The 21,784-nt window shown below is 68.4% G+C and carries 24 protein-coding genes; 14 read left to right on the plus strand and 10 right to left on the minus strand.

Annotated elements, in window-relative coordinates; translation table 11 throughout:
• Positions 1–145 precede the first annotated feature (145 nt).
• Positions 146–778, plus strand: coding sequence for a ribosome biogenesis GTP-binding protein YihA/YsxC (gene yihA / locus MD221_RS06920; protein ID WP_242108885.1), 633 nt, complete (start codon positions 146–148; stop codon positions 776–778).
• Positions 779–802: 24 nt separating this feature from the next.
• Here yihA and MD221_RS06925 read toward each other — a convergent pair whose 3' ends face one another.
• The 9 genes from MD221_RS06925 to MD221_RS06965 all read right to left on the minus strand — a co-directional run bounded on the left by MD221_RS06925 (position 803) and on the right by MD221_RS06965 (position 7,953).
• Positions 803–1,498, minus strand: a complete 696-nt coding sequence (locus MD221_RS06925; protein ID WP_242108887.1) for a VIT1/CCC1 transporter family protein — start codon at positions 1,496–1,498, stop codon at positions 803–805.
• Between the two features lie 125 nt (positions 1,499–1,623).
• Positions 1,624–2,196: a lysozyme inhibitor LprI family protein gene (locus tag MD221_RS06930; RefSeq protein ID WP_242108889.1), complete on the minus strand. Its 573-nt coding sequence runs from the start codon at positions 2,194–2,196 to the stop codon at positions 1,624–1,626.
• 69 nt (positions 2,197–2,265) lie between these two features.
• A complete protein-coding gene (locus MD221_RS06935) occupies positions 2,266–2,769 on the minus strand; it encodes a hypothetical protein (RefSeq protein WP_242108891.1) in 504 nt (167 codons plus the stop codon).
• An 11-nt stretch (positions 2,770–2,780) separates the two neighbouring features.
• Positions 2,781–4,199 carry a leucyl aminopeptidase family protein gene (locus MD221_RS06940; RefSeq protein WP_242108893.1) on the minus strand — a complete coding sequence of 473 codons (1,419 nt, stop codon included), beginning with the start codon at positions 4,197–4,199 and terminating at the stop codon, positions 2,781–2,783.
• The gene (locus MD221_RS06945) at positions 4,196–4,921 is read right to left on the minus strand and encodes an HAD family hydrolase (protein WP_242108895.1); all 726 of its coding nucleotides are present in this window, start codon (positions 4,919–4,921) and stop codon (positions 4,196–4,198) included. The genes MD221_RS06940 and MD221_RS06945 overlap by 4 nt, the downstream gene beginning before the upstream one ends.
• Before the next feature lie 52 nt (positions 4,922–4,973).
• Positions 4,974–5,495: a protein sip-5 gene (locus tag MD221_RS06950; protein WP_242108896.1), complete on the minus strand. Its 522-nt coding sequence runs from the start codon at positions 5,493–5,495 to the stop codon at positions 4,974–4,976.
• Positions 5,492–5,992, minus strand: coding sequence for a phage holin family protein (locus tag MD221_RS06955; protein WP_242108898.1), 501 nt, complete (start codon positions 5,990–5,992; stop codon positions 5,492–5,494). The genes MD221_RS06950 and MD221_RS06955 overlap by 4 nt, the downstream gene beginning before the upstream one ends.
• Before the next feature lie 29 nt (positions 5,993–6,021).
• A complete protein-coding gene (locus MD221_RS06960; RefSeq protein ID WP_242108900.1) occupies positions 6,022–6,387 on the minus strand; it encodes a hypothetical protein in 366 nt (121 codons plus the stop codon).
• A gap of 90 nt (positions 6,388–6,477) precedes the next feature.
• The gene (locus MD221_RS06965) at positions 6,478–7,953 is read right to left on the minus strand and encodes a Do family serine endopeptidase (RefSeq protein WP_242108902.1); all 1,476 of its coding nucleotides are present in this window, start codon (positions 7,951–7,953) and stop codon (positions 6,478–6,480) included.
• Between the two features lie 627 nt (positions 7,954–8,580).
• Between MD221_RS06965 and MD221_RS06970 the strand changes: the two genes are divergently transcribed.
• From MD221_RS06970 to MD221_RS07030, 13 genes are all read left to right on the plus strand, one after another.
• Entirely contained in the window at positions 8,581–10,755 is a 2,175-nt protein-coding gene (locus MD221_RS06970; protein WP_242108904.1) for an adenosylcobalamin-dependent ribonucleoside-diphosphate reductase, read from the plus strand.
• A gap of 168 nt (positions 10,756–10,923) precedes the next feature.
• Positions 10,924–11,364 carry a hypothetical protein gene (locus MD221_RS06975; RefSeq protein ID WP_242108905.1) on the plus strand — a complete coding sequence of 147 codons (441 nt, stop codon included), beginning with the start codon at positions 10,924–10,926 and terminating at the stop codon, positions 11,362–11,364.
• A gap of 132 nt (positions 11,365–11,496) precedes the next feature.
• Positions 11,497–12,303 carry a TSCPD domain-containing protein gene (locus tag MD221_RS06980; RefSeq protein WP_242108907.1) on the plus strand — a complete coding sequence of 269 codons (807 nt, stop codon included), beginning with the start codon at positions 11,497–11,499 and terminating at the stop codon, positions 12,301–12,303.
• A 385-nt stretch (positions 12,304–12,688) separates the two neighbouring features.
• A complete protein-coding gene (locus MD221_RS06985) occupies positions 12,689–14,497 on the plus strand; it encodes a hypothetical protein (protein WP_242108909.1) in 1,809 nt (602 codons plus the stop codon).
• Between the two features lie 116 nt (positions 14,498–14,613).
• Positions 14,614–15,117, plus strand: coding sequence for a hypothetical protein (locus MD221_RS06990; protein WP_242108912.1), 504 nt, complete (start codon positions 14,614–14,616; stop codon positions 15,115–15,117).
• Positions 15,118–15,194: 77 nt separating this feature from the next.
• The gene (locus MD221_RS06995) at positions 15,195–15,578 is read left to right on the plus strand and encodes a GFA family protein (protein ID WP_242108913.1); all 384 of its coding nucleotides are present in this window, start codon (positions 15,195–15,197) and stop codon (positions 15,576–15,578) included.
• A gap of 121 nt (positions 15,579–15,699) precedes the next feature.
• Positions 15,700–16,044, plus strand: a complete 345-nt coding sequence (locus MD221_RS07000; RefSeq protein WP_242108915.1) for a hypothetical protein — start codon at positions 15,700–15,702, stop codon at positions 16,042–16,044.
• A gap of 48 nt (positions 16,045–16,092) precedes the next feature.
• Positions 16,093–16,503 carry a hypothetical protein gene (locus MD221_RS07005; protein ID WP_242108917.1) on the plus strand — a complete coding sequence of 137 codons (411 nt, stop codon included), beginning with the start codon at positions 16,093–16,095 and terminating at the stop codon, positions 16,501–16,503.
• Between the two features lie 130 nt (positions 16,504–16,633).
• A complete protein-coding gene (locus tag MD221_RS07010; RefSeq protein ID WP_242108919.1) occupies positions 16,634–17,896 on the plus strand; it encodes a tetratricopeptide repeat protein in 1,263 nt (420 codons plus the stop codon).
• Between the two features lie 73 nt (positions 17,897–17,969).
• Positions 17,970–18,350: a DUF1761 domain-containing protein gene (locus MD221_RS07015; protein WP_242108921.1), complete on the plus strand. Its 381-nt coding sequence runs from the start codon at positions 17,970–17,972 to the stop codon at positions 18,348–18,350.
• 47 nt (positions 18,351–18,397) lie between these two features.
• Entirely contained in the window at positions 18,398–18,790 is a 393-nt protein-coding gene (locus tag MD221_RS07020) for an Imm10 family immunity protein (protein ID WP_242108923.1), read from the plus strand.
• A 100-nt stretch (positions 18,791–18,890) separates the two neighbouring features.
• Positions 18,891–20,024 (plus strand): agmatine deiminase family protein, encoded by a 1,134-nt coding sequence (locus MD221_RS07025; RefSeq protein ID WP_425602223.1) that lies wholly within the window; start codon positions 18,891–18,893, stop codon positions 20,022–20,024.
• A gap of 20 nt (positions 20,025–20,044) precedes the next feature.
• Positions 20,045–20,458, plus strand: coding sequence for a hypothetical protein (locus tag MD221_RS07030; protein WP_242108927.1), 414 nt, complete (start codon positions 20,045–20,047; stop codon positions 20,456–20,458).
• A gap of 16 nt (positions 20,459–20,474) precedes the next feature.
• On the opposite strand, the gene MD221_RS07035 is transcribed toward MD221_RS07030, so the two are convergent.
• Positions 20,475–21,554, minus strand: coding sequence for a hypothetical protein (locus tag MD221_RS07035; protein WP_242108929.1), 1,080 nt, complete (start codon positions 21,552–21,554; stop codon positions 20,475–20,477).
• Positions 21,555–21,784: the final 230 nt, after the last annotated feature.

Below are 21,784 nucleotides of genomic sequence, written 5' to 3' on the forward strand. Positions count from 1 at the left end.
GCGGAATTATCGTCGCGGCCCGTCTGCGCGGTCAAACCAGCGGCGATCCCCGGCGCCGGCCGGGACCGGCGCCGGGCGTTCGCACGGAGAGGCCGCGGGCCGGTTCGGCCGAAGCCGGGCCCGGGTCATGCGATCCTGTAGGCCTATGGCCTCCAATCCGCTCGCCCGCGCCCGCTATCTCCTCGCCGCCCATACGCCCCGGCAGCTGCCGCCCGACGGCGGCTTCGAGGTCGCCTTCGCCGGCCGTTCCAACGCCGGCAAGTCCAGCGCCCTGAACGCCCTGTGCCAGCAGAACGCCCTGGCCCGCGTCTCCAAGACGCCCGGGCGCACCCAGCAGCTGGTCTATTTCGAGATCGTGCCCACGGCCAGCATGCCGCTCGAGGGCCGCTATCTGGTCGACCTGCCCGGCTACGGCTACGCCAAGGTGCCGCAGGAGCTGCAGGCGCACTGGCAGGGCTTCCTCGACAGCTACTTCGGCAGCCGCATCGCGCTGCGCGGCCTGGTGGTGGTGATGGACATCCGCCACCCGCTGAAGGACTACGACCGGCAGATGCTCGGCTACGCCGCCGAGCGCGGCCTGCCCGCGCACGTCCTGCTGACCAAGGCCGACAAGCTCTCGCGCGGCGCGGCGATGAACACCCTGCAGGCGGTGGGCCGCGAACTGGCCTCGGCCTTCGGCGACAGCGTCAGCGTGCAAACCTTCTCCGCACCGTCCAAGCAGGGCGTGGACGAGGCGCGCGCGGTGGTGGCGAACTGGTTGGACATGCGCGAGCGCTGATCCCGCCGCGCCCGCGTCCGGCGCCTAGACCCGGACGTCGAACAGGCTGCCCACCGCCGAGGCCGCGGCCATCGCCAGCGCGCCCCAGAAAGCCACGCGCAGGCCGCCGCGCAGCACCGGCGCGCCGCCGACCCGCGCGGCCAGCGCGCCGGAGCCGAACAGGCCGAGCACGGTCACCGCCGTGACCAGCTTGCCGGCCCAGGCTTCCGGCGCCAGCAGCACCGCGGCGATCGGCAGCAGCGCGCCGCAGGAGAAGGCGCCGGCGGAGGCGAGCGCGGCCTGCAGCGGCTTGGCGCGCAGCGGCTCGGTGATGCCGAGCTCGTCGCGCGCGTGCGCGGCCAGCGCATCGTGCGCGCTGAGCTGGCGCGCCACCTCCGAGGCCAGCGCCGGTTCCAGCCCGCGCCTGACGTAGATCGCGGTCAGTTCCGCCAGCTCGCCCTGGGGATCCTCGTGCAGTTCGCGCTTCTCGATGCGCAGGTCCGCCTTTTCGGTGTCGGCCTGCGACTGCACCGAAACGTACTCGCCGGCGGCCATCGACATCGCCCCGGCCACCAGCCCGGCGATGCCGGTGGCCAGCAGCGCGGACTGTCCGGCGCCGCCGGCGGCCACGCCGACCACCAGGCCGGCGACCGAGACGATGCCGTCGTTGGCGCCGAGCACGGCTGCGCGCAGCCAGCCGCTGCGCTGGATCAGGTGGTGTTCGGAATCTCGCCTGCGCATGGAGGGCGTCCGGGCATGGCCGTCGCCCGCATCATAGGCGATGGCGGTCCGGGCACTGTCGAAGCCGGACGAATTTCCCGCATCGCGGCCGAGGCGTCTTGCGCGCGCGCGGCGCGCCCATTCCGTCATTCGCCCGCGGCGGAAACCCCGGCATCCTCCTGCGGGTCGTCGCCGAAGGCGCATCGCGAGGCGATGGCGTCGCCGAGGTCTTTCAGGTCCTGCCTGCGCAGGCATTCGTCCAGGGCGTCGAGCGATTTCAATCGCCTTGTCGCGTGGGCGATCTCGCAATTCGCGGCATGCACCCGGGGCCAGGCCGAGTCGCCTTGCCCGAGGTTGGCCAGGGAACAGGTGCGGCCACGAAACTCACGCCAGGCCGCATGTTCCGGCGGCAGCGCGTCAGCCAGGCCGTCCGCGCCGAGCGCCTGCAGCCTTGCGCGGATCCGCTCCACCCGCTCGCGCAGCGAGGCGTCGATCCGGCACAGCTGCGCGCCGGCGCGCACGCGCATGTCCGAACTTCCCTCGCGATCGGGATTCAAGGCGGCCGCCTGTGCCTGCAGTTGCCCGCAGTTGGCCTCGGGCGGATCGATCCGCTGCGGCCCCGACGGCCCTTGCGCTGCGGCAACGGCCGCAAAAACGGGCAGGCACAGGGAAAGCGCCGCAAGGCGCGCGGCGTTCCCGGGCGCCCTCGTCCAGGCCATCTTCCGTCGCGTCCTCGAATTTCGAGATGTCATCGCTGCCCCCCTGTGGATGTCCGATCCGTGGCCCCGCTATTCGCCGCCGCTTTGCTCCGCCCCGCACAGCATCAGGTCGGCGAGCAGCTGATGGTGGCGGGCGATGTCCGCTTCGCCCAGCGCGGCCGGATCGCCCAGCGCGCGCAGTTGCTCGCGCATCGCCTTGCAGCGCGCCGCCAGCGCCTTGTCCGACGCGGTGGCCGGCGGCTCGCCTTGCGCGCCGTCGAGGTCAGACACCGCGGCGGAGACGCGTCCGTCGCCGCGCGGGAACACGTCCACGCGGTAGAGGAAACGCCTGCCGGCGCACGCGGCGACCGACCAGTGCTCGATGGCGCCGCCGGCCCGCTGCTCCACGATCCTGGCGCCGGCGATCCCGCCGGAAGGGCAGTCCGGGTGCCGCAGGTCGTGCCATTCGGCCACCTCGCGGCTCACCGCCGCGATCTGCGCCTTGGGCACGGTGCTGTCGCGAACGCCCGCGGCATGCGCGGCGCCGGCCGCCAGCGCGAGCATCGAGACCGCGATGGCCAGCGGCGCGCGCACGGCGACCGCGCTCAGTCCGCCCGGCCCGCGCGCCGCTTGAGCAGCGCGTAGACCGCGCGCAATCCCTGCGCCTCGCCGCCGGCCGGGCGGCCCGGGCGGTCGTTGTCGTTCCACGAGTACACGTCCAGGTGCGCCCATTTCTGCTCGGCCGGCACGAAGCGCTCCAGGTACAGCGCGGCGGTGACGCTGCCGGCCATGCGCGAGGGGCCGCCGTTGGCGAGGTCGGCGATGTTGCTGGTGAGATAGCGCAGGTACGGGCGCCACAGCGGCATGCGCCACAACGGGTCGCGCGTCTCCAGGCCGGCGTCGAGCCAGCCCTGCGCCAGCGCCTCGTCGTTGGCGTACAGCGCCGGCAGGTCGGGGCCGAGCGCGATGCGCGCCGCGCCGGTGAGCGTGGCGAAATCGATCAGCCACTCGGGCTTGTCCTCGGCGGCCAGGGCGAGCGCGTCGCACAGGATCACGCGGCCCTCGGCGTCGGTGTTGTCGATCTCCACGCTCACGCCCTTGCGCGTGGCGATCACCTCGCCAGGGCGGAAGGCGTTCGGTCCGATGGAATTCTCCACCGCCGGCACCAGCAGGGTCAGGCGCAGCGGCAGCTTGCGCGCCATGACCAGCTCGGCCAGGGCGAGCGCATGCGCGGCGCCGCCCATGTCCTTCTTCATGTTGCGCATGCCGTCGGCCGGCTTGATGTCCAGGCCGCCGGTGTCGAAGCACACGCCCTTGCCGACCAGGGTGACGTGCGGGTGCGCCTCGTCCCCCCAGTCCAGGCGCAGCAGCCGCGGCGCGCGGTGCGAGGCGCGGCCCACGGCGTGGATGGCCGGGAAGTTCTGCGCCAGCAGGTCGTCGCCGACGATGCTCCGGAAGCGCGCGCCGTGCGCCTGCGCGATCTCGCGCGCGATCGCTTCCAGCTGCTCCGGTCCCATGTCCTCGGTGGGCGTGTTGATCATGTCGCGCACGCGCGTGCAGGCGCGCAGCAGGTCGGCGGTCTCGGCATCGAGCGCCTCCACCGCCAGCTGCGCCGGCGCGCGCGGCGCCTGACGGTAGCGCGTGTAGCGATAGGCGCCTAGCCCCCAGCCCAGGTGCAGGGCGCGCAGCGCCGCGTCCTCGATCGCCGCGTCCAGCCGCCACGCGCCGGGCGGCAGCACGGAGGGCGCGTGCGCGTAGGCGAAGGGATCGAGCGGATCGCCGATGCCGAGCACCGCGCCGGCGAAGCCGCCGTCGCGCCCGGGCAGCGTCAGCATCGAGCCGGGCGAGGCGTCGAAGCCGTGCGCCAGCAGCCACTGCGCCAGCGCCGGCGTCTGCCGTTCGCGCCAGGCGGCCAGGTGGTCGCGGTGGATCAGGTACAGCGGCCGCGGCGCCTGCGCGGAGTCGTTCGCTTCGACGTCAGATCGCGCGGGGTCGAGTCGGACGAATCCGTTGGGAAGGGTCATGCGCAGGCGGCTCTGGAAGGAACGCAAAGGGGAGCGGCGTCGAGCCAGTCGGCCAGCGCCGTGAGCGTGTCGAACTCGAGGTCGGGACGCGGATCGGGATGCGGCCACGGCCCCTGTTCGCGGTTGATCCAGCAGGTGCGAAGGCCCGCGCGCGCGGCGCCGACCACGTCCAGTTCGATGTCGTCGCCCACGTGCAGCACCTCGGCCGGGGCCACGCCCAGGCGCTCGCACGCGGCCAGGAAGATGCCCGGCTCGGGCTTGGCCTGGCCGTGCTCGTGCGCGCGCAGGTAGAAGCGGAAATGGTGCGCCAGGCCGATGCGCTGCAGGTCGGCGTTGCCGTTGCTCAGCGCCGCCACCGGCACGCGCGCGGCGATGCGCGCCAGCGCCTCGAGGCTGTCGGGATAGCACTCCACCTGGTTGCGCGCGGCGTAGAAGGTCTCGTAGGCGGCGTCGGCCAGCGCCGGGTCGGCGCCGCTCTCGCGCAGCGCATGCACCAGGGTCAGGCGCCGCAGCGCGCCGATGTCGTGCATCAGCTGCGGGTTCTCGGCGAACACGCGCTCGCGCAGGGCGCGCATCACGGGGATCGGGAACAGCTGCGCCGTGCGCGGGCTGTGCGCGCGGAACCAGTCGTCCAGCACCTGCTCGATGCGCGCGGCGATCGGCGCGAACGGCCAGAGCGTGTCGTCGAGATCCAGGGTGATGGCGCGGACGGGGAAACTCACCCGCGTATGGTACGGGATTCGATCTTCGGCGGCCCTGCGCGGCCGCGCGCGTCTAGCGCTCGGAGATTTCGGTCGCCGCTTCCGCCGGGCGCGGCGGCGCGCTCCAGGTGGGGTCCGGTCGCCGCCTGCGGTCGGCCGGAGACGGCGTTTCGGGGGTGGCGGCCTGCGCCTCGCCCGCGTCGCCGCCCTCGGCCTGCGTATCGCGTGCGACCTCGTCGGCGGTCGCGGCCGCCGTGTCGGCGGTCTGCGCGGCATCGGCGGCCTGCCCGGCCGCGGACTTGGCCGTGGCGGCGGCCAGCGTACTCTGCAGCGAGGCGAACAGGCCCGAGAGCGTGCCGATCAGCTGGATCCAGCGCGCGCCGTTGAGACCGCCGAGCCGGCGGAAGGCGCGCGCCGGCCGCGCGCGCCCGACCAGAAAACCGGCGGCCAGGCCGGCGATCAGGATCCGCGTCGGCGTCCAGCTTTCCCGCCAGGTGGTTTTGAGCGAGGTGGCGTGGGCCTGCGTCTGCTCCAGGCGCCCCTCGACCAGGCGCTCGCTGCGGATCACGCGCTGCTTGAGCGTCTCGAACTTCATGGTGCGGAGGAGCGCGGTGCAGAGGGGCCCGGCGCGGAGGGGTGCGGCCGCGCGTCCGGCGTGGCGGCGCCCTCGTCTTCCTCGTCGCCGATGCCCAGCCGCGCCAGCTGCCGCCGCGTGGCGTGCATGCCGGCGTAGTCGAAGAACACCGACACCCGCCAGGCGGCCAGGCCGGTGACCAGCAGGCTCAGCGCCGCGGCGATCGAGATCGATGCCAGCCACGAGAGCCCGAGCGCCTGCAGCAGCGCGATCAGCGCGCCCATCGTCAGCAGCCAGGAGGAGGCGCCGAACACGATCGCCACCGCCAGCCACGCCAGCGCGCGCCCGGTCGCGCTGCGCGCCAGCGCCAAGTCGGCGCCGATCAGGTGCCGCAGCGCGCGTCCGGTGTCGAGGGCGGAGTCGAGCGTGGCGCGCCCCGCGCTGCGGATGCGGCGCACGCTCTCGTCCAGATGCGGCGCCTTGGCGGTGCCGGCATCCTGGTGCGGTGCCTCGTTCACGGCGTTCCCCTGCAGATGCAGAGCCCCGCTTACTTGTCGCCGCCGCCGCGCGCGAGCTTGGCGATGATGAAGCCGGCGGCGAAGGCGACGCCGAAGGAAGCCAGCGGACGCTCGCGGATCAGGTCGGCGGCGCTGTCGAGCAGGTCGTGCCCCTTGTCCAGCAGCGCATCGACCTGTTCGCGCGCGGCCGCGCCGCCCTGCTCGAGCGCGGCGATGCCGGCCAGCGCGCCGTCGGCCAGGTCGGCCTTCATCTGCGCGCGGCCCACGCGCGCTTCCTCGCCCGCGGCGCTGGCGGCGTTGCGCACCGCCTCGCCGGCATGGCTGGCGGCGTCCTTCAGATGGGTGCCGGCTTCGCCGAGGTTGCTCTTGAAGTTTTCGCTTGCAGTGGGATTCATCGTGAACTCCTTTGCTTGAAACGAATGGTCCGGGTCGATAGTGCGGGAAACGGGGTTGCCGCGGGGTTAAGACGGCGTGGACGGTTCACGTCAGCGCATCAGTAGATTACCGGTGCCGCCGCCGCGCAGCACGCGCAAAACCAGCTGTTGCGGCTTCTTGTCGAAGCTGGCGCGGAAACCTGACAGGTCGCTGAAGTCGCCGTTGCTGCCGTCCACCACGATGTCGTTCGGGCGCAGCCCGCTGTTCCAGGCGCGGCTGCCGCGCGTCACCGTGCCGACCTGCAGGCCGCCGCCGGCGCCCATCTGCTGCAGCTGCTGGCGCGTGGCCTCGTCCAGCTCCTTGAACGTGGCGCCGGCCAGGCGCGGATCGAGCGCGCCGCCGTCCACCGCGCGCGGGCTTTCCTTCAGCGTCGCGCTGAGCTGCAGCGGCTTGCCCTCGCGGCGCACGTCCAGCGCGACGCGGCTGCCCACGTCCTGCAGGCCCTCGAAGTTGTGCAGCGCCGGGCCGTTGTCCACGCGCTGGCCGTTGGCCGAGAGCACCACGTCGCCCGGCTGCAGGCCGGCGGCGGCCGCCGCCGAGCCCGGGAACACGCGCGTGACCAGCGCCCCGCGCGGCTCGTCCAGGCCCAGGCCCTTGGCCAGGCGCTCGTCGACGTTCTGCGTCTCGATGCCGAGCGTGCCGCGCTTGACCTCGCCGGTGCTGACCAGCTGGTCCTTGATGTTGCGCGCCATGTTGATCGGGATCGCGAAGCCCAGGCCGATGTTGCCGGCCATGCTGCCGCGCGGGTTGAAGCTGGCGGTGTTGATGCCGACCAGCTCGCCGCGCAGGTTGACCAGCGGCCCGCCGGAGTTGCCGGGGTTGATCGAGGCGTCGGTCTGGATGAAGTTCTGGAAGCCGGCCACCGGGATGCCGCTGCGGCCCACCGCCGAGACGATGCCCGAGGTCACCGTCTGCCCCAGGCCGTAGGGGTTGCCCATCGCCACCACGAAATCGCCCACCTGCAGCGCGTCGCTGTTGCCCAGCGGGATCGCGGTGAGGTTCTTGGCCGGGATGCGGATCAGCGCCACGTCGGTGTCGGGGTCGGAGCCGAGGAACTCGGCCTCCAGCGTGCGCCCGTCGGCGAGCGTGACCGAGACGCCGTCGGCGTTCACCACCACATGGTGGTTGGTGAGCACGTAGCCGTTCTGCGCGTCGATGATCACGCCCGAGCCGAGCGCGCGCTCGACCCGTTCGCGCGGCATGTCGGGGATGCCGAAGAAGCGGCGGAAGAAGGGATCGTCGGCGAACGGCCCGAGCGGGCTGGCCACGCGCACGGTCTGCCGGCTGTACACGCTCACCACCGCCGGGGTGGCGCGCTTGAGCATCGGCGCCAGCGAGGGCAGGGCCTGGCCTTCCACGGTCGCGGGCAGGGCCGCCAGTCCGGTGGGCAGCGCGGCCGGTACGGCCGATTCGGCGTGCGCCGGCCGCTCCAGGCCGTCGCGCAGGGCGGTGGCGGCGAAGCCGCCGAAGGCGGCGGCCAGGGTCAGGGCCAGCAGGGTCTTGGTGGGCGTGGACAGGCGACGCATGGGGTCCTCGTGATGGATGGAATGCGGCGCGCCGGCCCAGTCTGCCCGATCGGGGCGGGAGACGGCTCGCGCGCCGGATGAAGATGTTCAGTTTTGGCGTTGACCGTTTAATCGGGGATGAAGTTTCGCCGGCCGGCGGCCGCTCCGGTGCGCGAGGCCTGCCTCCGGGGCGATCCGGAGGCAGGCTGGCCCGGTCCGAAGGGGCGCCGGACGTCCGTGCGGAAGGGGGCGGAAGCCGTCCGTCAGCAGCGCGCCACCGGCGTGTCCGGCATCACAAAAATTTTTGCCGGAATCGATTTTTCCGGTTGACACCGCCCTTGCCCCGGCGTAGTTTGACCTCCCGTTCGGCCACAAGATATTGGGGTCGAACTGGGAGGAGAGGCCCAAGTGGTAGGGTTTACCCGGTTTTGACGCGTCGCTACGGGGGAAAGCGCACGATGCAAGCTGGATCGCCAGTCCCATGGCCCCCCGCAACGGATCACGGTTCCAGGCGCGACGCGTAACCACGCGGCGCGGCTTCCCCGTCGGTCGCTTCAGGACGGCGCCATCGGCCCCGATGGCGTCGGGACATCGACAAGAACAATAGGCCGCGGCACGAGCCCGGCCGGAGCAGGAGAAAATTTCAGCATGAGTACGGTGCGCCTGGAGGCGGTGAAGAACGCGATGGCACAGACCGGAGGATCCTCCCCGGATCGCGAGATCCCCATGCAGCCCGCGTCCCAGGACATCTGGGACAAGAAGTACCGCCTGAAGACCAAGCAGGGCGCCGCCGTGGATGCCGACATCGACGGCACCTACCAGCGCGTCGCCCGCGCCCTGGCCGAGGCCGAGACCAGCCCGGACAAGCGCGCCTACTGGAACGAGCGCTTCCTCTGGGCCCTGCGCCGCGGCGCCATCCCCGCCGGCCGCATCACCTCCAACGCCGGCGCCCTGGAGCACAAGCCCGCCACCAGCACCATCAACTGCACGGTCTCGGGCACCATCGTCGACTCGATGGACGGCATCCTGGACAAGGTCCATGAGGCCGGCCTCACCCTGAAGGCCGGCTGCGGCATCGGCTACGAGTTCTCGACCCTGCGCCCCAAGGGCGCCTTCGTCGCCGGCGCGGGCGCCTACACCTCCGGCCCGATGTCCTTCATGGATATCTACGACAAGATGTGCTTCACCGTGTCCTCGGCCGGCGGCCGCCGCGGCGCGCAGATGGGCACCTTCGACGTCAGCCACCCCGACGTGCGCGACTTCATCCGCGCCAAGCGCGAGGACGGCCGCCTGCGCCAGTTCAACCTGTCGCTGCTGATCACCGACGGCTTCATGCAGGCGGTGGAGACCGACGCCGACTGGCCGCTGGTGTTCCCGATCAACGAGAAGGAGCAGGGCGACCTCGACCTGGCCAACGCCGAGCAGGTGGTCTGGCGCGACTGGCCCCAGCACGCCAGCTACATCGTCCGCGACGACGGCCTGGTCGCCTGCAAGGTCTACGGCCACATCCGGGCCCGCCACCTGTGGGACATGATCATGGTCTCGACGTACGACTACGCCGAGCCGGGCTTCATCCTGATCGACCGCGTCAACGAGATGAACAACAACTGGTGGTGCGAGAACATCCGCGCCACCAACCCCTGCGGCGAGCAGCCCCTGCCGCCCTACGGCGCCTGCCTGCTGGGCTCGGTCAACCTGACCAAGTTCGTGCGCAACGCCTTCGGCGAGCAGGCCTCTTTCGACTGGGAGGAATACAAGGAAGTGGTGCGGGTGTTCACCCGCATGCTCGACAACGTGGTCGAGGTCAACGGCCTGCCCCTGCAGCAGCAGCGCGACGAGATCATGCGCAAGCGCCGCCACGGCATGGGCTTCCTGGGCCTGGGCTCGACCATGACCATGCTGAAGATGAAGTACGGCAGCAAGGAATCGTGCGAGTTCACCGAGCGCATCGCCCGCGAGATGGCCGTGGCCGGCTGGGAGATGGGCCTGGCGCTGGCCGAGGAGAAGGGCCCGGCGCCGATCATGGAGGAGCGCTTCCCGGTGACCGCCGCGATGCTGCGCCAGCGCCCCGAGATGGCCCGCGACGGCTGGAAGGTCGGCCAGGACATCCCCGGCAAGGTGCTGCACGCCCGCTACTCGCGCTACATGCAGCAGGTGGCCAAGGTGGCCCCGGAGCTGGTCGAGCAGCTGGCCGAGACCGGCTCGCGCTTCACCCACCACAGCTCCATCGCCCCCACCGGCACCATCTCGCTGAGCTTGGCCAACAACGCCAGCAACGGCATCGAGCCGTCCTTCGCCCACCACTACAGCCGCAACGTCATTCGCGAGGGCAAGAAGTCCAAGGAGAAGGTGGACGTGTTCTCCTTCGAGCTGCTGGCCTACCGCGAGCTGGTCAACGCCAAGGCGATGCCCTTCAGCGACGACGCGGCCGCCAAGCTGCCCGACTACTTCATCGCCGCCGACGACATCACCCCCAAGGAGCACGTCGACGTCCAGGCCGCCGCCCAGAAGTGGGTCGACAGCTCCATCTCCAAGACCGCGAACGTCCCCACGGACTACCCGTACGAGGACTTCAAGGACATCTACCGCTACGCCCACCAGCAGGGCCTGAAGGGCTGCACCACCTTCCGCTTCAACCCGGCCGCCTTCCAGGGCGTGCTGGTGAAGGAGGCGGACCTGGAGAACACCACCTACCGCTTCGAGCTCGAGGACGGCTCCGTGGTGGAGGTCAAGGGCAACGAGCAGATCGAGTACGACGGCGAACTGCACACCGCCGCCAACCTCTTCGACGCGCTCAAAGAGGGCTACTACGGCAAGTTCTGACGCCTCCGCCGACCGTCCTCGCGCACGCCGCGGGGGCGGTCCAGGCAGGGGCCGTTCCCGGGGCCGCGGAGTCCCCCTCGCCGGTTCGTACACGCCGCACAAAGTTCGCGCTACATTTCGCTCCACGGGCGCCCCGCCCGTGAACAACAGACCTGACGAGGCAATCACATGAGCAACGGCAACGGGGTCACCGCGACCCTCTCCAACGCCGCCGAAGCCGTCGCCGACAAGGCGAAGGAAATCGGCAGCAAGGTGTCGAAGAAAGCGAGCAGTGCGGTCAAGTCCGCGAAGAAGAGCGCGGCCAAGGCCAAGAAGGCGGTCGGCAAGCGCGTCACCAAGGCGAAGAAGACCCTCGCCTCGGTCAGCGCCAGCGCCAAGGCCGAAGTCGCCGCCCTGAAGAAGAAGGGCACCGCCAAGAAGGCGGCCAAGAAGACCGCCAAGAAGGCGGCCGCGAAGAAGGCCACCAAGAAGACCGTGAAGAAGGCCGCCAAGAAGGCCCCGGCCCGCAAGGCCGCCGCCAAGAAGGCGCCCGCCCGCAAGGCGGTGAAGAAGGCGGCCAAGAAGACCGCCCGCAAGGCGCCCGCCAAGAAGGCCGCCAGGAAGAAGTAAGCAACACCGCCTTGGCCCCTCTCCCGCTCGCGGGAGAGGGGTTGGGGTGAGGGCCCCGCCGCCCGCGGCCAGGTCCGCGCTCCATCGGTCCACCCACAAGAACAAGCACCACCCGCATCCAGGAACCGCGTCATGGCCGTCAAGATCGACAAGAAAATCAAGGGTTACGCCGTCGTCACCGCCGAGGACAAGGAGAAGGCCGTCGCCGGCGCCTCCGTCGCGCGCGAGAAGATCGAGGCCGAACTGCCCACGGCCGACGTCATCCAGATGCACGAGCGCATCGAGCGCCCGGAGGTGCTGATCGGCAGCACCTACAAGATCAAGTCGCCGCTGGTCGAGCACGCCATGTACGTGACCATCAACGACATCGTGCTCAACGCCGGCACCGAGCACGAACAGCGCCGTCCCTTCGAGATCTTCATCAACTCCAAGTCGATGGAGCATTTCCAGTGGATCGTCGCGCTCACCCGCATCATGTCCGCCGTGTTCCGCAAGGGCGGCGACGTCACCTTCCTGGTCGACGAGATGAAGGCCGTCTTCGACCCCAAGGGCGGCTACTTCAAGGCCGGCGGCGTGTACATGCCCTCGCTGGTCGCCGAGCTCGGCATGATCGTCGAGGACCACCTCAAGTCCATCGGCATGATGCACGACCCGGAAATGAGCGAGCACCAGCGCGCCCTGATCGCCGAGAAGCGCCGCGCCTACGAAGAACGCTCAAAAAAAAACACTGAAGTAAGCCCGCCTGCCCAGCCGCAGCGCGGCCAGGGCGGCATCGAAGGCTCCTATCCGGATACCTATCCCGAGGACATCGCCGTCACCGGCGACGGCACCTCGTTTCCGCCGAGCGCGACCATGTGCCACAAGTGCAACACCAAGGCCGTGGTGATCATGGATGGGTGTGCGACGTGCTTGAATTGCGGTTATTCCAAGTGCGGCTAGAGCATCTAATTGTTAATCAGATGCGTCGCTGTGGGAACGCCTGAAAATGTGCGGATATCCATAAGCCGCTACTCTGGCTGACATAAGACGCTACTCCACTCTTGAAACTCTACTTAGGGGCTCTTATGAGCCCCTTTTTCAACGGACACTCCTTCAAGATCAATCGTGGGTGTGCGCACGCGCACCAGTGAAATTGATGATCATGGCCGATCAGGTGCGATTAGCTGATCGATGCTGATCGGCAGCTATAGGAACTGACGCCTTTCGACCAGGAGCAGACGTTGGCCTCAGCTCGAAAGCCATGCTTCGCGACCTCCGATATACTCAGGTCATCATCGGCTGTAGATGGTCAATGGCGCAGAGCGGCAGCGTTGGAGAGCAATCCATGCGGCAGGAATGGTTCGAAATGCAGGCCGAACGGCGCCGGCCGTACGCCATGCAGACGTGGATTCCGCTGCGCGCCTTCGAGGGCACCCGGGAAGGCCACATCGCCCAGCTCGGCTACCAAGAAGACGTGTCATGCGCGGTCTCGGTCGCGGTGACGGCCGCGCACCGCGCGGCGGTCGAGGACGTCGAGTGGGGGCATTCCGGGCTGAGCAACACCCAAGGCGCCTATGCCTTCGAGGACGGCCGATACAAGACTGCCGAAGCCTTCGAGATTGAGGACGGGGTCGACGTCGGCATCCACTTGGTCCTGGCGCAGTACAACCCCATCGGCGACCCAGTGTGGTACTTGAACCAAGACCTGGTGCTGGCGCTGGCGCTGATCGAGGAGAACCACCGCTGGATCCGACCCGACGAGAACTACGCCGTCGTCGCCAAGCGTACCTTTCACCCCGATGGCTCGATCGGGGGCATTCATATCCGCACCGACGTGCTGCGCGACTACCTATGCGCTCGCGGCATGGCGCTGCGCCTGCTCACCTACCGCGAACGCACCACCTACGAAGCCACGGCCGACCACATCGCCTGGCCCGGCGGCCGGATCGAGGTCCCCCTCGCCGACGGACGCTTCGAAGGCAGCGTCACTCGGGTGCTGCCAGGGGGCGATCCGGAGGGTGCCACCGTCGCCGTTCACCATGTGTGGCGCACTGACGTGGATGTCGAGGCCGATGTCCCCGTCATGGGCCCGGAGACCGACGAAGGCACCGACTACACCCATCATCGCTTCACCCGCACCGGCCCCGTGATCCACCGTATCAGCGGCCAGAGCTGGCGCCGCGAATGGATCGAACCGGCGATACGCAGTCCGCGCGTGCGCGGCGACCACGAGCCCTCAGCAACCACCTTCATCGTCAATGCCGCCGGCGACCGCCAGAACGCCGACGAGCTCAAAGACGAAGACATAGGGCTGTGGCTGTGGTTCGAGCCGACGATCGTGACCGACCTGTTGGCGCTGCGCGGCGGCAAGCTCGAGTGGTACACGCACGACACCGGAGGTCTGCAAGGCGAGCCCGGCTATAGCAGCATCCATTTCGGCATCAACGAAGCCGGACTGATCAACGTGTACGCGAGGGATGTGGCGCGGCTGTCCGAATGGCATCGGCGCATATGGGCCGGGCGCAATCTCTATCCGAATGGCCGGCTCAGTGCCGAATTGGGCCGGGCGCATGTCGAGGGGCGGGTGGCAGACACCGCGGCGCCGGAAGCACGTACCGCCGAGGCGCTGATCGCGATCGATGCGGCGGCGCAAGCCATTTGGGGGTTTCCTGTCTTCCGCCCCCACAACATCCAGGATCGGCTCTTGGCGTCCGTGCACCGGTTTCGCGCGACAAACCGAGACTCGCTGCTAGAGCTAGCCAAGGACATGGCGCGACTGACAGCCGATCGAGTGGATGCGGATGCGCTGCAGGCCTTCGCGCCGATCACCCCGGAATTGAAAGGCACCGGATCGCTGAAATCCCTCGAACGCGCGCTTGCTAAGCACGAAGGCGCGGTTCAGGCCCGAGCCCTCATGGGGCCGTTGGCAGGTATCTACGATCTCCGTGTCGGCGCGGCCCACCTGCCCGGATCGCAAATTAGCGACGCGTTCGGGCTCGTGGGCATCGATCCAGCGGCGACACCCTATGATCAGGCTGTGCAACTTCTCACCACGCTGGCGACGACGCTCGAAGCGATTGCCGCGTCGATCCGCGCGAGCGCGCCAGCCGCCGTCGCGTCCAGTGCTTTGACATCGACACCCGCGTCGTCATGACGACGCGGGACCTGAGAAAACAGGTGGAAAACAGGGGCCAGAGTCGACTTTCCGTTTCCGAGAACGTCCCAGGAAAAATTCAAGTCTGACCCTTGTTTTGCAAGGCGGCGCTTAGGTTGGCTGGCACCATCCCACATGCCTGGTATCGATGCCAAGCCCTTACCGCTGCCGCAGAGCAGCTTGGTGGCAAAGAGCAGATGGCTGCATTGTCTGCCGCTTTCGCCGCAGCGAAAGAGCAGAGCGAGCCCAACCGGGTTGTTACGGTTGCATGTTGGCCAGTCAGGGTTCTTGCTGCTGTCAAACCACAGCTTGCCACGGAATGGATCTCTGAACTATTGATCGTTGCCGAGACCGAGCATCATAATTTAAGGCGATCACATGCTCTTCAATCTCTGGCTTTCGTAACATTGCCCTACCCAAAGCTAGTGAAGATTGTTACGCCGGCTCTAGTCGAGGCACTGCTTGGGGGGCATGGCCCCCGCATCGACCGGGTAATCCGAGATACCTTTGAAATTGTTCGCTCCACCCATCCTCAACTACTTAGGTCGCTGGCCCTGCACCACAAGGCCGGTCGGCAGCAGCAAAAGCTCCTCGCGGCAATTCCATGCGAGGGGATCTAGCAATACATTCAAGCCAACCCACTTCGCAGCTTAGCTTGATTCAGGCATCAGGCAGCATAAGAACTGGCGGTGCTTCTATGGACAAGAATAAGCCCCCGACATCGCTGCAAGGTTCATGCCACTGCGGCTCCGTGCGTCTTACGCTCCCGGCGGCGCCCGACACAGCGACGAGTTGCAACTGCTCCTTGTGCCGGCGCATTGCCGGCATATGGGCTTACTACGAATTCGGCACGGTCTCCATCGAGGGTCACCCGGAGAACACCGAAAGCTATCTCTGGGGCGACCGAACCCTCAGGAACGTGCGCTGCAGGACCTGCGGTATCGTCACGCACTGGGAGCCGCTTGAAGCCGTGCCGGGTGCCCGCCACGGCGTGAACCTGCGGAATTTCGATCCCGCGCTGCTCGAGTCAATCGTCATCAGGCGCTTCGACGGGGCGGACACTTGGGAATTCCTCGATTGACAGCTTGCCGCTTCTCGCATCGGGTGCTCAGCAATCTAAGGGTACCGCATGACAATTCATCCAGGCCGTCGTCGCTTTGCGGCGCGGCTTGACTCAGCGTCGGTCCACACGGGAAGAAGCCATGGCGACTCGTGAAGAATTGCTGTCTCACCTCTGGCGGCACGTCATCAACGTTCATTTGAACCCGGACGCCCTGCAGGCGCAGATCGACCATTCCAGGCGCAGGCCCGACGATCCATTCGCAGATACCGGGCCCGCGCTCGAGAGGCTTCTTGCCGCCGGCGCCGATCCCCACGACATTTGCCTCGTTCAGCGCGACGCGGCCTATGCGGCTACGTTCGCTACCCTGTACGCGATAGGCGACCCGGGCGTGGACAATGGCAACGTTCTTATGCTGTTCGAGGATCTGCTTTCCGCAGACCCCAGCGGCATGGAAGGTCGGCCAGGTTCAGCTGGCGCGGCCTAGCAATGCATCCAAGCCGGCGCCTCGGCATGGCTCGCCATCGCACCAATCATGACCACTGACGGCATCCTGGTTCTGCTTTTCCTGGCGATATTCGTTCCCGTCGCGGTCCTGCTGCGCCGGAAGGAGTTGCGGGACCTGCAAGGCAGCTTCGACGCCGTGACATTCTCCGAGGCGGAGAACCTCCATGGCCGCGACCTGCGCGTCGTGAAGCGGGTCACCGAGGCCGCCCTGGCGCAGGAAGGCGGCGGCGGGATCCTGGGAGCGCACTGGTACTGCGTCGGCCCCGGCCCGAGCTACTACGTGGCCATCGCGCAGACGGTGCCCTCGAGCGGGTGGCGCGCGCGGCTGGCGTGGACGGTGCGCCCGCTGTCCGCGGAGCGCATGCGCGGCGCCCTGATCGGGGACAGGGAGGCGCTGGTGGCGGCATTCGGCGAGGAAGGGGCGGGCAGTCCGGGCTGACGTCGATGCCCTGGCGACAAGGACTTTCATGCCGATGGCATGGATGCGCTGTGGCCGGCCGACAACGATGCCGGGCTCTGGTGTAGCCTTGGGTCGGGGTTGAGTGCGTGTGGCTGCTCGAGGGGGTCTTTTGAAACGATACCTATGCCTTGGCCTGGCGATGCTGGGCGGTTTCCTGTTGGAGGCCGATGCGCTGGCGGGCTGCGCGGAAGGGGAAGAGCCGGTGGCGTCCTGCCAGATCGCCAGGCAGGAGAAGCAGGTGTCGGTCTGCCTGTCCGGCGATGCGGCCGTCTACCGTTTCGGCCCGGTGCAAGGGAAGCCCGAGATGACGCTTCGCGCCCCCTTGATGGAGGTCGGCTATCTGCGCGCGGACGGCGCCGGGCAGACGATCGACGAGACGGTGGTGTTTCCCAACGAGGAGTACGCCTACCAGGCGTCCTTCGGCTTCCGCGCCGGCCTGCCGCCCGATCCGACCGAGCTGCGGAAGTTCGGCACGGTGAAGGTGCTGCGCAAGGACAAGACGGTCGCCGAGCTGGCCTGCGCGCCGGAGACGATCATCCGCAAGCCCGACCTGCTGCTCGACAGGATGCGCAAGGCCGGGCGGAAGGGCACCAGCGACGGCGTGGTGTTCAACAACTACGAGATCGAGTACCCCGGACCGGTGTCGGAGTCGCCGCCCTGCAAGCAGGATTTCAATGTCGATACCTGCTGGAGCCAGGGCATCTCCGCGGCGCGCGGTGGCGATCCGGCCTTGGCGCTGGGCTATTTCGACAAGTCCTGCGACGCGGATCTGGGGCCGCAAGGATGCTACGAGGCGGGCAAGCTCTACCTGCAGAGCCGGGCCTTGCGGGACTACGGCCGCGCCTACGAGCGTTTCACCCGCGTGTGCAGCAGCGACGACGTCGGCCAGGGGCCGTACGCCTGCAAGTACCTCGGGTGGATGCACCACACCGGCATCGGCGCGGAGAAGGATCCGCACAAGGCGTGGAGCTATCTCTCGCAGGCGTGCTTCACCCACAACGAGGCGCTCATCATCGACGCGGAAGGCTGCCACTTCTTCGCCGAAGCGGTGTTGCGGGCCCATCCGCTGGGCGATGCGCGGCGCCAGCGCGAGCAGGCCGGCGGCGGCTACCTCGCCTATCTCGCCCTGGCCATGGGCTGCGCCGACGACGCCAAGGGCATCTGCGCGGAAGCGAAGACGTTGCTGGACAACGGAAAAGCGGTTTCCGCGGCCTGGATTGCCCGCTGCGACGAGGATATGGGCGCCGCGCCTCCGGCGATCGATTGCGCCGGCCTGATCACGCCCCCATCGGATTACGAAACCAACCAGGCCTTGCGCAGGCAGATCTTTTCGCATTTCCAGGACGCGCTGGGAACGCTGGGCGCGCAGTGATGCGCGCTCGCGCGGCCGGTGAAAGCACGACCACTTGAGGAGCCTGGCACCCGGAGTGCCGAGGGGATAACCGATGAACATCTGGGCGGTATTGCTGGCGGCGGTGTCGAGCTTCCTGGTGGGCGGACTTTGGTATTCGCCGATGCTTTTCGGGAAGGCCTGGAACAGGGAGAACGGCGGCACGCCTGTGCCTGGGCATCCTGCCAAGGTGTTCGGCGTGAGCTTCGCGTTCTCGCTGCTGGCGGCGGTCTGTTTCGCGGTCCTGGCCGGCCCGGCTCCCTCGCTGGGATCCGCGCTCAGGCTCGGCGCGCTCGCGGGTGTCGGCATGGTGGCGGCGAGCTTCGGCATCAACTATCAGTTCGCGCAGCGGACGTTCAGGCTCTGGCTGATCGACGGCGGCTACCACGCGGTGCAGTTCCTGCTGTTCGGCGTGATCTACGGCTTGCTGGGATGATGTCCGATCCGCGTCCGAGACGCATGATGAACCGTCAGAGGGAGCCGATGCACGCATTCCGCATCCATGCGGTCTTCTCCGGCGAGACGGACTCGGAGCACTGGGTGACGCTCCGTTTCGCGTCCGACGGCAGCGAGGACGACGTGATCCATGTCGTCTGCGGGCTGGACGTGGACGAGCAGGATGCCGCGCTCGGGATGGACCGGCTGTACCTGGAGCGGGACGACCAGTCGCGCGGCGGCTATGGCGGCGCGGATGCGGTCGAAGTCGCCGCGACGTCGGTCAGGATCCACTTGAACGAACGCGGGCTGCGCACCCTGGAGTTCGATGAATCCCTGGACCTGCACTGGACGGACACCATCGAGGGCAAGGCCGATGCCGTCGATCGGTTCATGAAGATGCGGGAATACCCGTGGGGGCGCATCGTTCGCATCGTCTAGCCATCCGTCGAGCCACGATGGCCGATGCCGGGTATCCTGGCCGGGCCGCAAGACCGCGACGAATGTATGGGTCGGCGGTCGGCAACTCGGGATCGCAGACATGCGCAATCGAAGAGAGTTCGTCAAAGCCGCCATGTTCGGTCTTCCCCTCGGCATCGCATGCGCCTCCGCAGCGGCCGTTCCGGCGGCGGGTGCGCGCGACGCAGCTCAAGGACCATGGCGCATGCCGGACGAGCACGCCAGACAGGCGCGCGTGTTTCTGGCTTATGGCGCGTCCAGGCCGATATGGAAGGACTGGGCCGGACAGGTGAATGCGACGGTCGCCCTGCTCGCGAGGACGATCGCGCGGTACCAGCCCGTGACCGTGCTCTGCCGGCCGGGCGAAGCCGAGGATGCGCGGCGGGCTTGCGGGACGGTCAACATCGATTACATGGCGCTGCCGCTCGACGATATCTGGGTGCGCGACTACGGCGGAGTCTTCGTCGTGGGCGGGCAGGGCGGCACGGGGCTGGTCGACTTCAACTTCAATGGCTGGGGGCGAAAGCAGGCTTTCAGGCGCGACGCGGCGGTCGCCGCGGCCTTGAGCAAGGCGTGCCGGGTCGTCCCTCTGCAAGCCGGCGTCACGGGAGAGGGCGGCGGCATCGAGGTCGATGGGCACGGCACCGCCATCCTCACCGAAAGCTGCTGGGTGAACGAGAACCGCAATCCGGGAATGCGCAGGGAGCGGATCGAGGCGGAGCTGAGCCGGCTGCTCGGGCTGCGCAAGATCATCTGGCTGCCCGGGATCAGGGGCAGGGACATCACCGATGCGCACGTGGATTTCTATGCGCGGTTCGTCAGGCCGGGCGTGGTGGTCGCGAACCTGGACAACGATCCGGCGTCGTACGACTACGAGGTGACGCGCCGCCATCTCGACATCCTCAAGGCGTCCACCGACGCCGAAGGCAGGAAGCTGCAAGTGCATACGCTGCCGCCGCCGGCGGACGTGCGGCGGAACGACTACACGGACAATCCGGATTTCGCCGCCGGCTACATCAACTACCTGCCCATCAATGGCGCGGTGATCGCGCCGCAGTTCGGAGACGCCGAGGCGGACCGCTATTGCAACCGCCTGCTGCGCAAGCTGTATCCGGGCAGGAAGGTCGTGCAGGTCGATATCGATCCGATCGCGGCGGGGGGCGGGGGCATCCATTGCGTCACCAAGCACATGCCGGCCGCGGCTCGTGCGGCCTAGCCCGACGAGTGCCCACAGGCATGAACGCCCTCTTGATCGTCGCCTTTCTTGGGCTGGTCGCCTGGCTGGTCATCCGCGAAAGCCGATTGCACAAGGCGCGCATGCAAGCGAGCTTCGACGATTTGCGGTTTCCCGGGGCTGGCGATCTGCGCGGTCGCGATATGGCCGTCGTCAAGAAAGTGACCGAGACCGTGGCGGAAACATGGGTCGGCGGTATCGAGACCGGGTGGTGGTACTGCGTGGGGCCGGGACCGAGTTATTACCTCGTGATCGTGCAACCGGCTTCCGCGGGCTGGATGCGCATACGGGCGCATTGGCTGGTACGGCCGCTGTCCGAGCAGCGCATGCGCAATGCCCTGCTCGGCGATCCCGGGGCCTTGGCTGCTGCGTTCGGTGAACCGGCCACCGGATTCGATGCATCCGGCGACCGGTGATCATGCGCGGATCCGATCAGTCGAACTTGCCGAACACGCGGGCGCAGTGCGAATAGGCTTCATTGCTGCCGCGTGCGCCCTTGGTGACGTAGTCGATGATCGCGCCGTCCTGGAACTGGAAGCTGGCCGTGCATTCGTAAGTCACCTCCCAGCTCACGGGGCCGGCGATCGGCGCGCACACCAGCGGCTTGTCCGTGCCGTTGACCGGCTGCGGGCTCTGGCCCTGCGGGCAGCCCTGGGTCGGGGCGTATCGCGTTTCCACGACCTGCTTGTAGTAGTCGATGACGCGCTTGCCTTCGCGGTCCTCGGTGCGGGTCGGCGTGCCCCAGACGCGGAGCAGTTCCGCCTCCGGCTGGCCGATCCAGGGTTCCAGCGAGCGCCGTACCGCCCCGTCCTCGCGCTTGCGGCGCGCGTTGGCGCGGACGATCGGTTCCTGCGACTTGACGATCTTCTCGAACGTCTCCTTGTCTTCCTTCACGGTCTGGGCGGCGATCGCGTTGGCGGTGGCGAGCGCCTGCTGCCGGCGCGTCTGCAGGCTGGCCATTTCGCGCTCGAGCTCGGCGTCCGAGCGCGGGGTACTGGCCGGGCGCGTGCCGTCGGTCCACATCGAGTTCCAGGCCAGGTCGCCGAGGTCGGCGGTGGTCACCGGGCCCAGGAACATCCAGCCGCGCGAGCGGTTGTTGGCCTTGCGCGCCTTCATCCGCTGGGCGCTGTCCTTGGGGCCCATTTCGCAGGCAAACTCGATCAGCGCCTCGCCGACCGCATTCTTCGCCGGCTGCGCCGGCTGGTCGGGAGCGGTGGTGAGCTTGCCGCCGCGCGGCGAGACCTGGATGAGCTTTTCCTCCAGGGTCTTGCGGCCGCAGTCGATGATCATGTTGGAGGAGACCCAGTCGGGTGCCTTCGCGTTCTCCAGGATGGTGAGCGTTTCGAGCTTGTAGGTCTTCTCGGCGAAAGGCACCGCGTCGAGATAGGTTTCGTCGACGGCGACGAAGATGCGGCCGGGTTTCTCGCCGCCGGTGTAGACCAGCCAGCGGTCGCCCGCGAAAGCCGGCGGGATCGCCGCGATGGCGAGGGTGGCGGCAAGCAGTTTTTTCACGGCGTGGTTCCTTCCTGTGCAGAGTCCGATTCCGGCCATCGGCGGGCGCGAGCAAAATAAGCCAGATCCAGGCGGCTGGGAAGAGGTCCGGATGAATCCTGGACGGTGACGGGCCGGCTTGTTGTCAGCCTGCGAGGGCGGCGCTAGAGTCCCGTCGGTCGCCAAGAGGCATGCAATCGGGCACGGAGGCCGGCCTGCCTTCCACCCTGCCTGGGCTGGCTGCCCGCCTC

It is taken from the genome of Luteimonas aquatica, from assembly GCF_022662575.1.
GTDB lineage: Bacteria > Pseudomonadota > Gammaproteobacteria > Xanthomonadales > Xanthomonadaceae > Luteimonas > Luteimonas aquatica.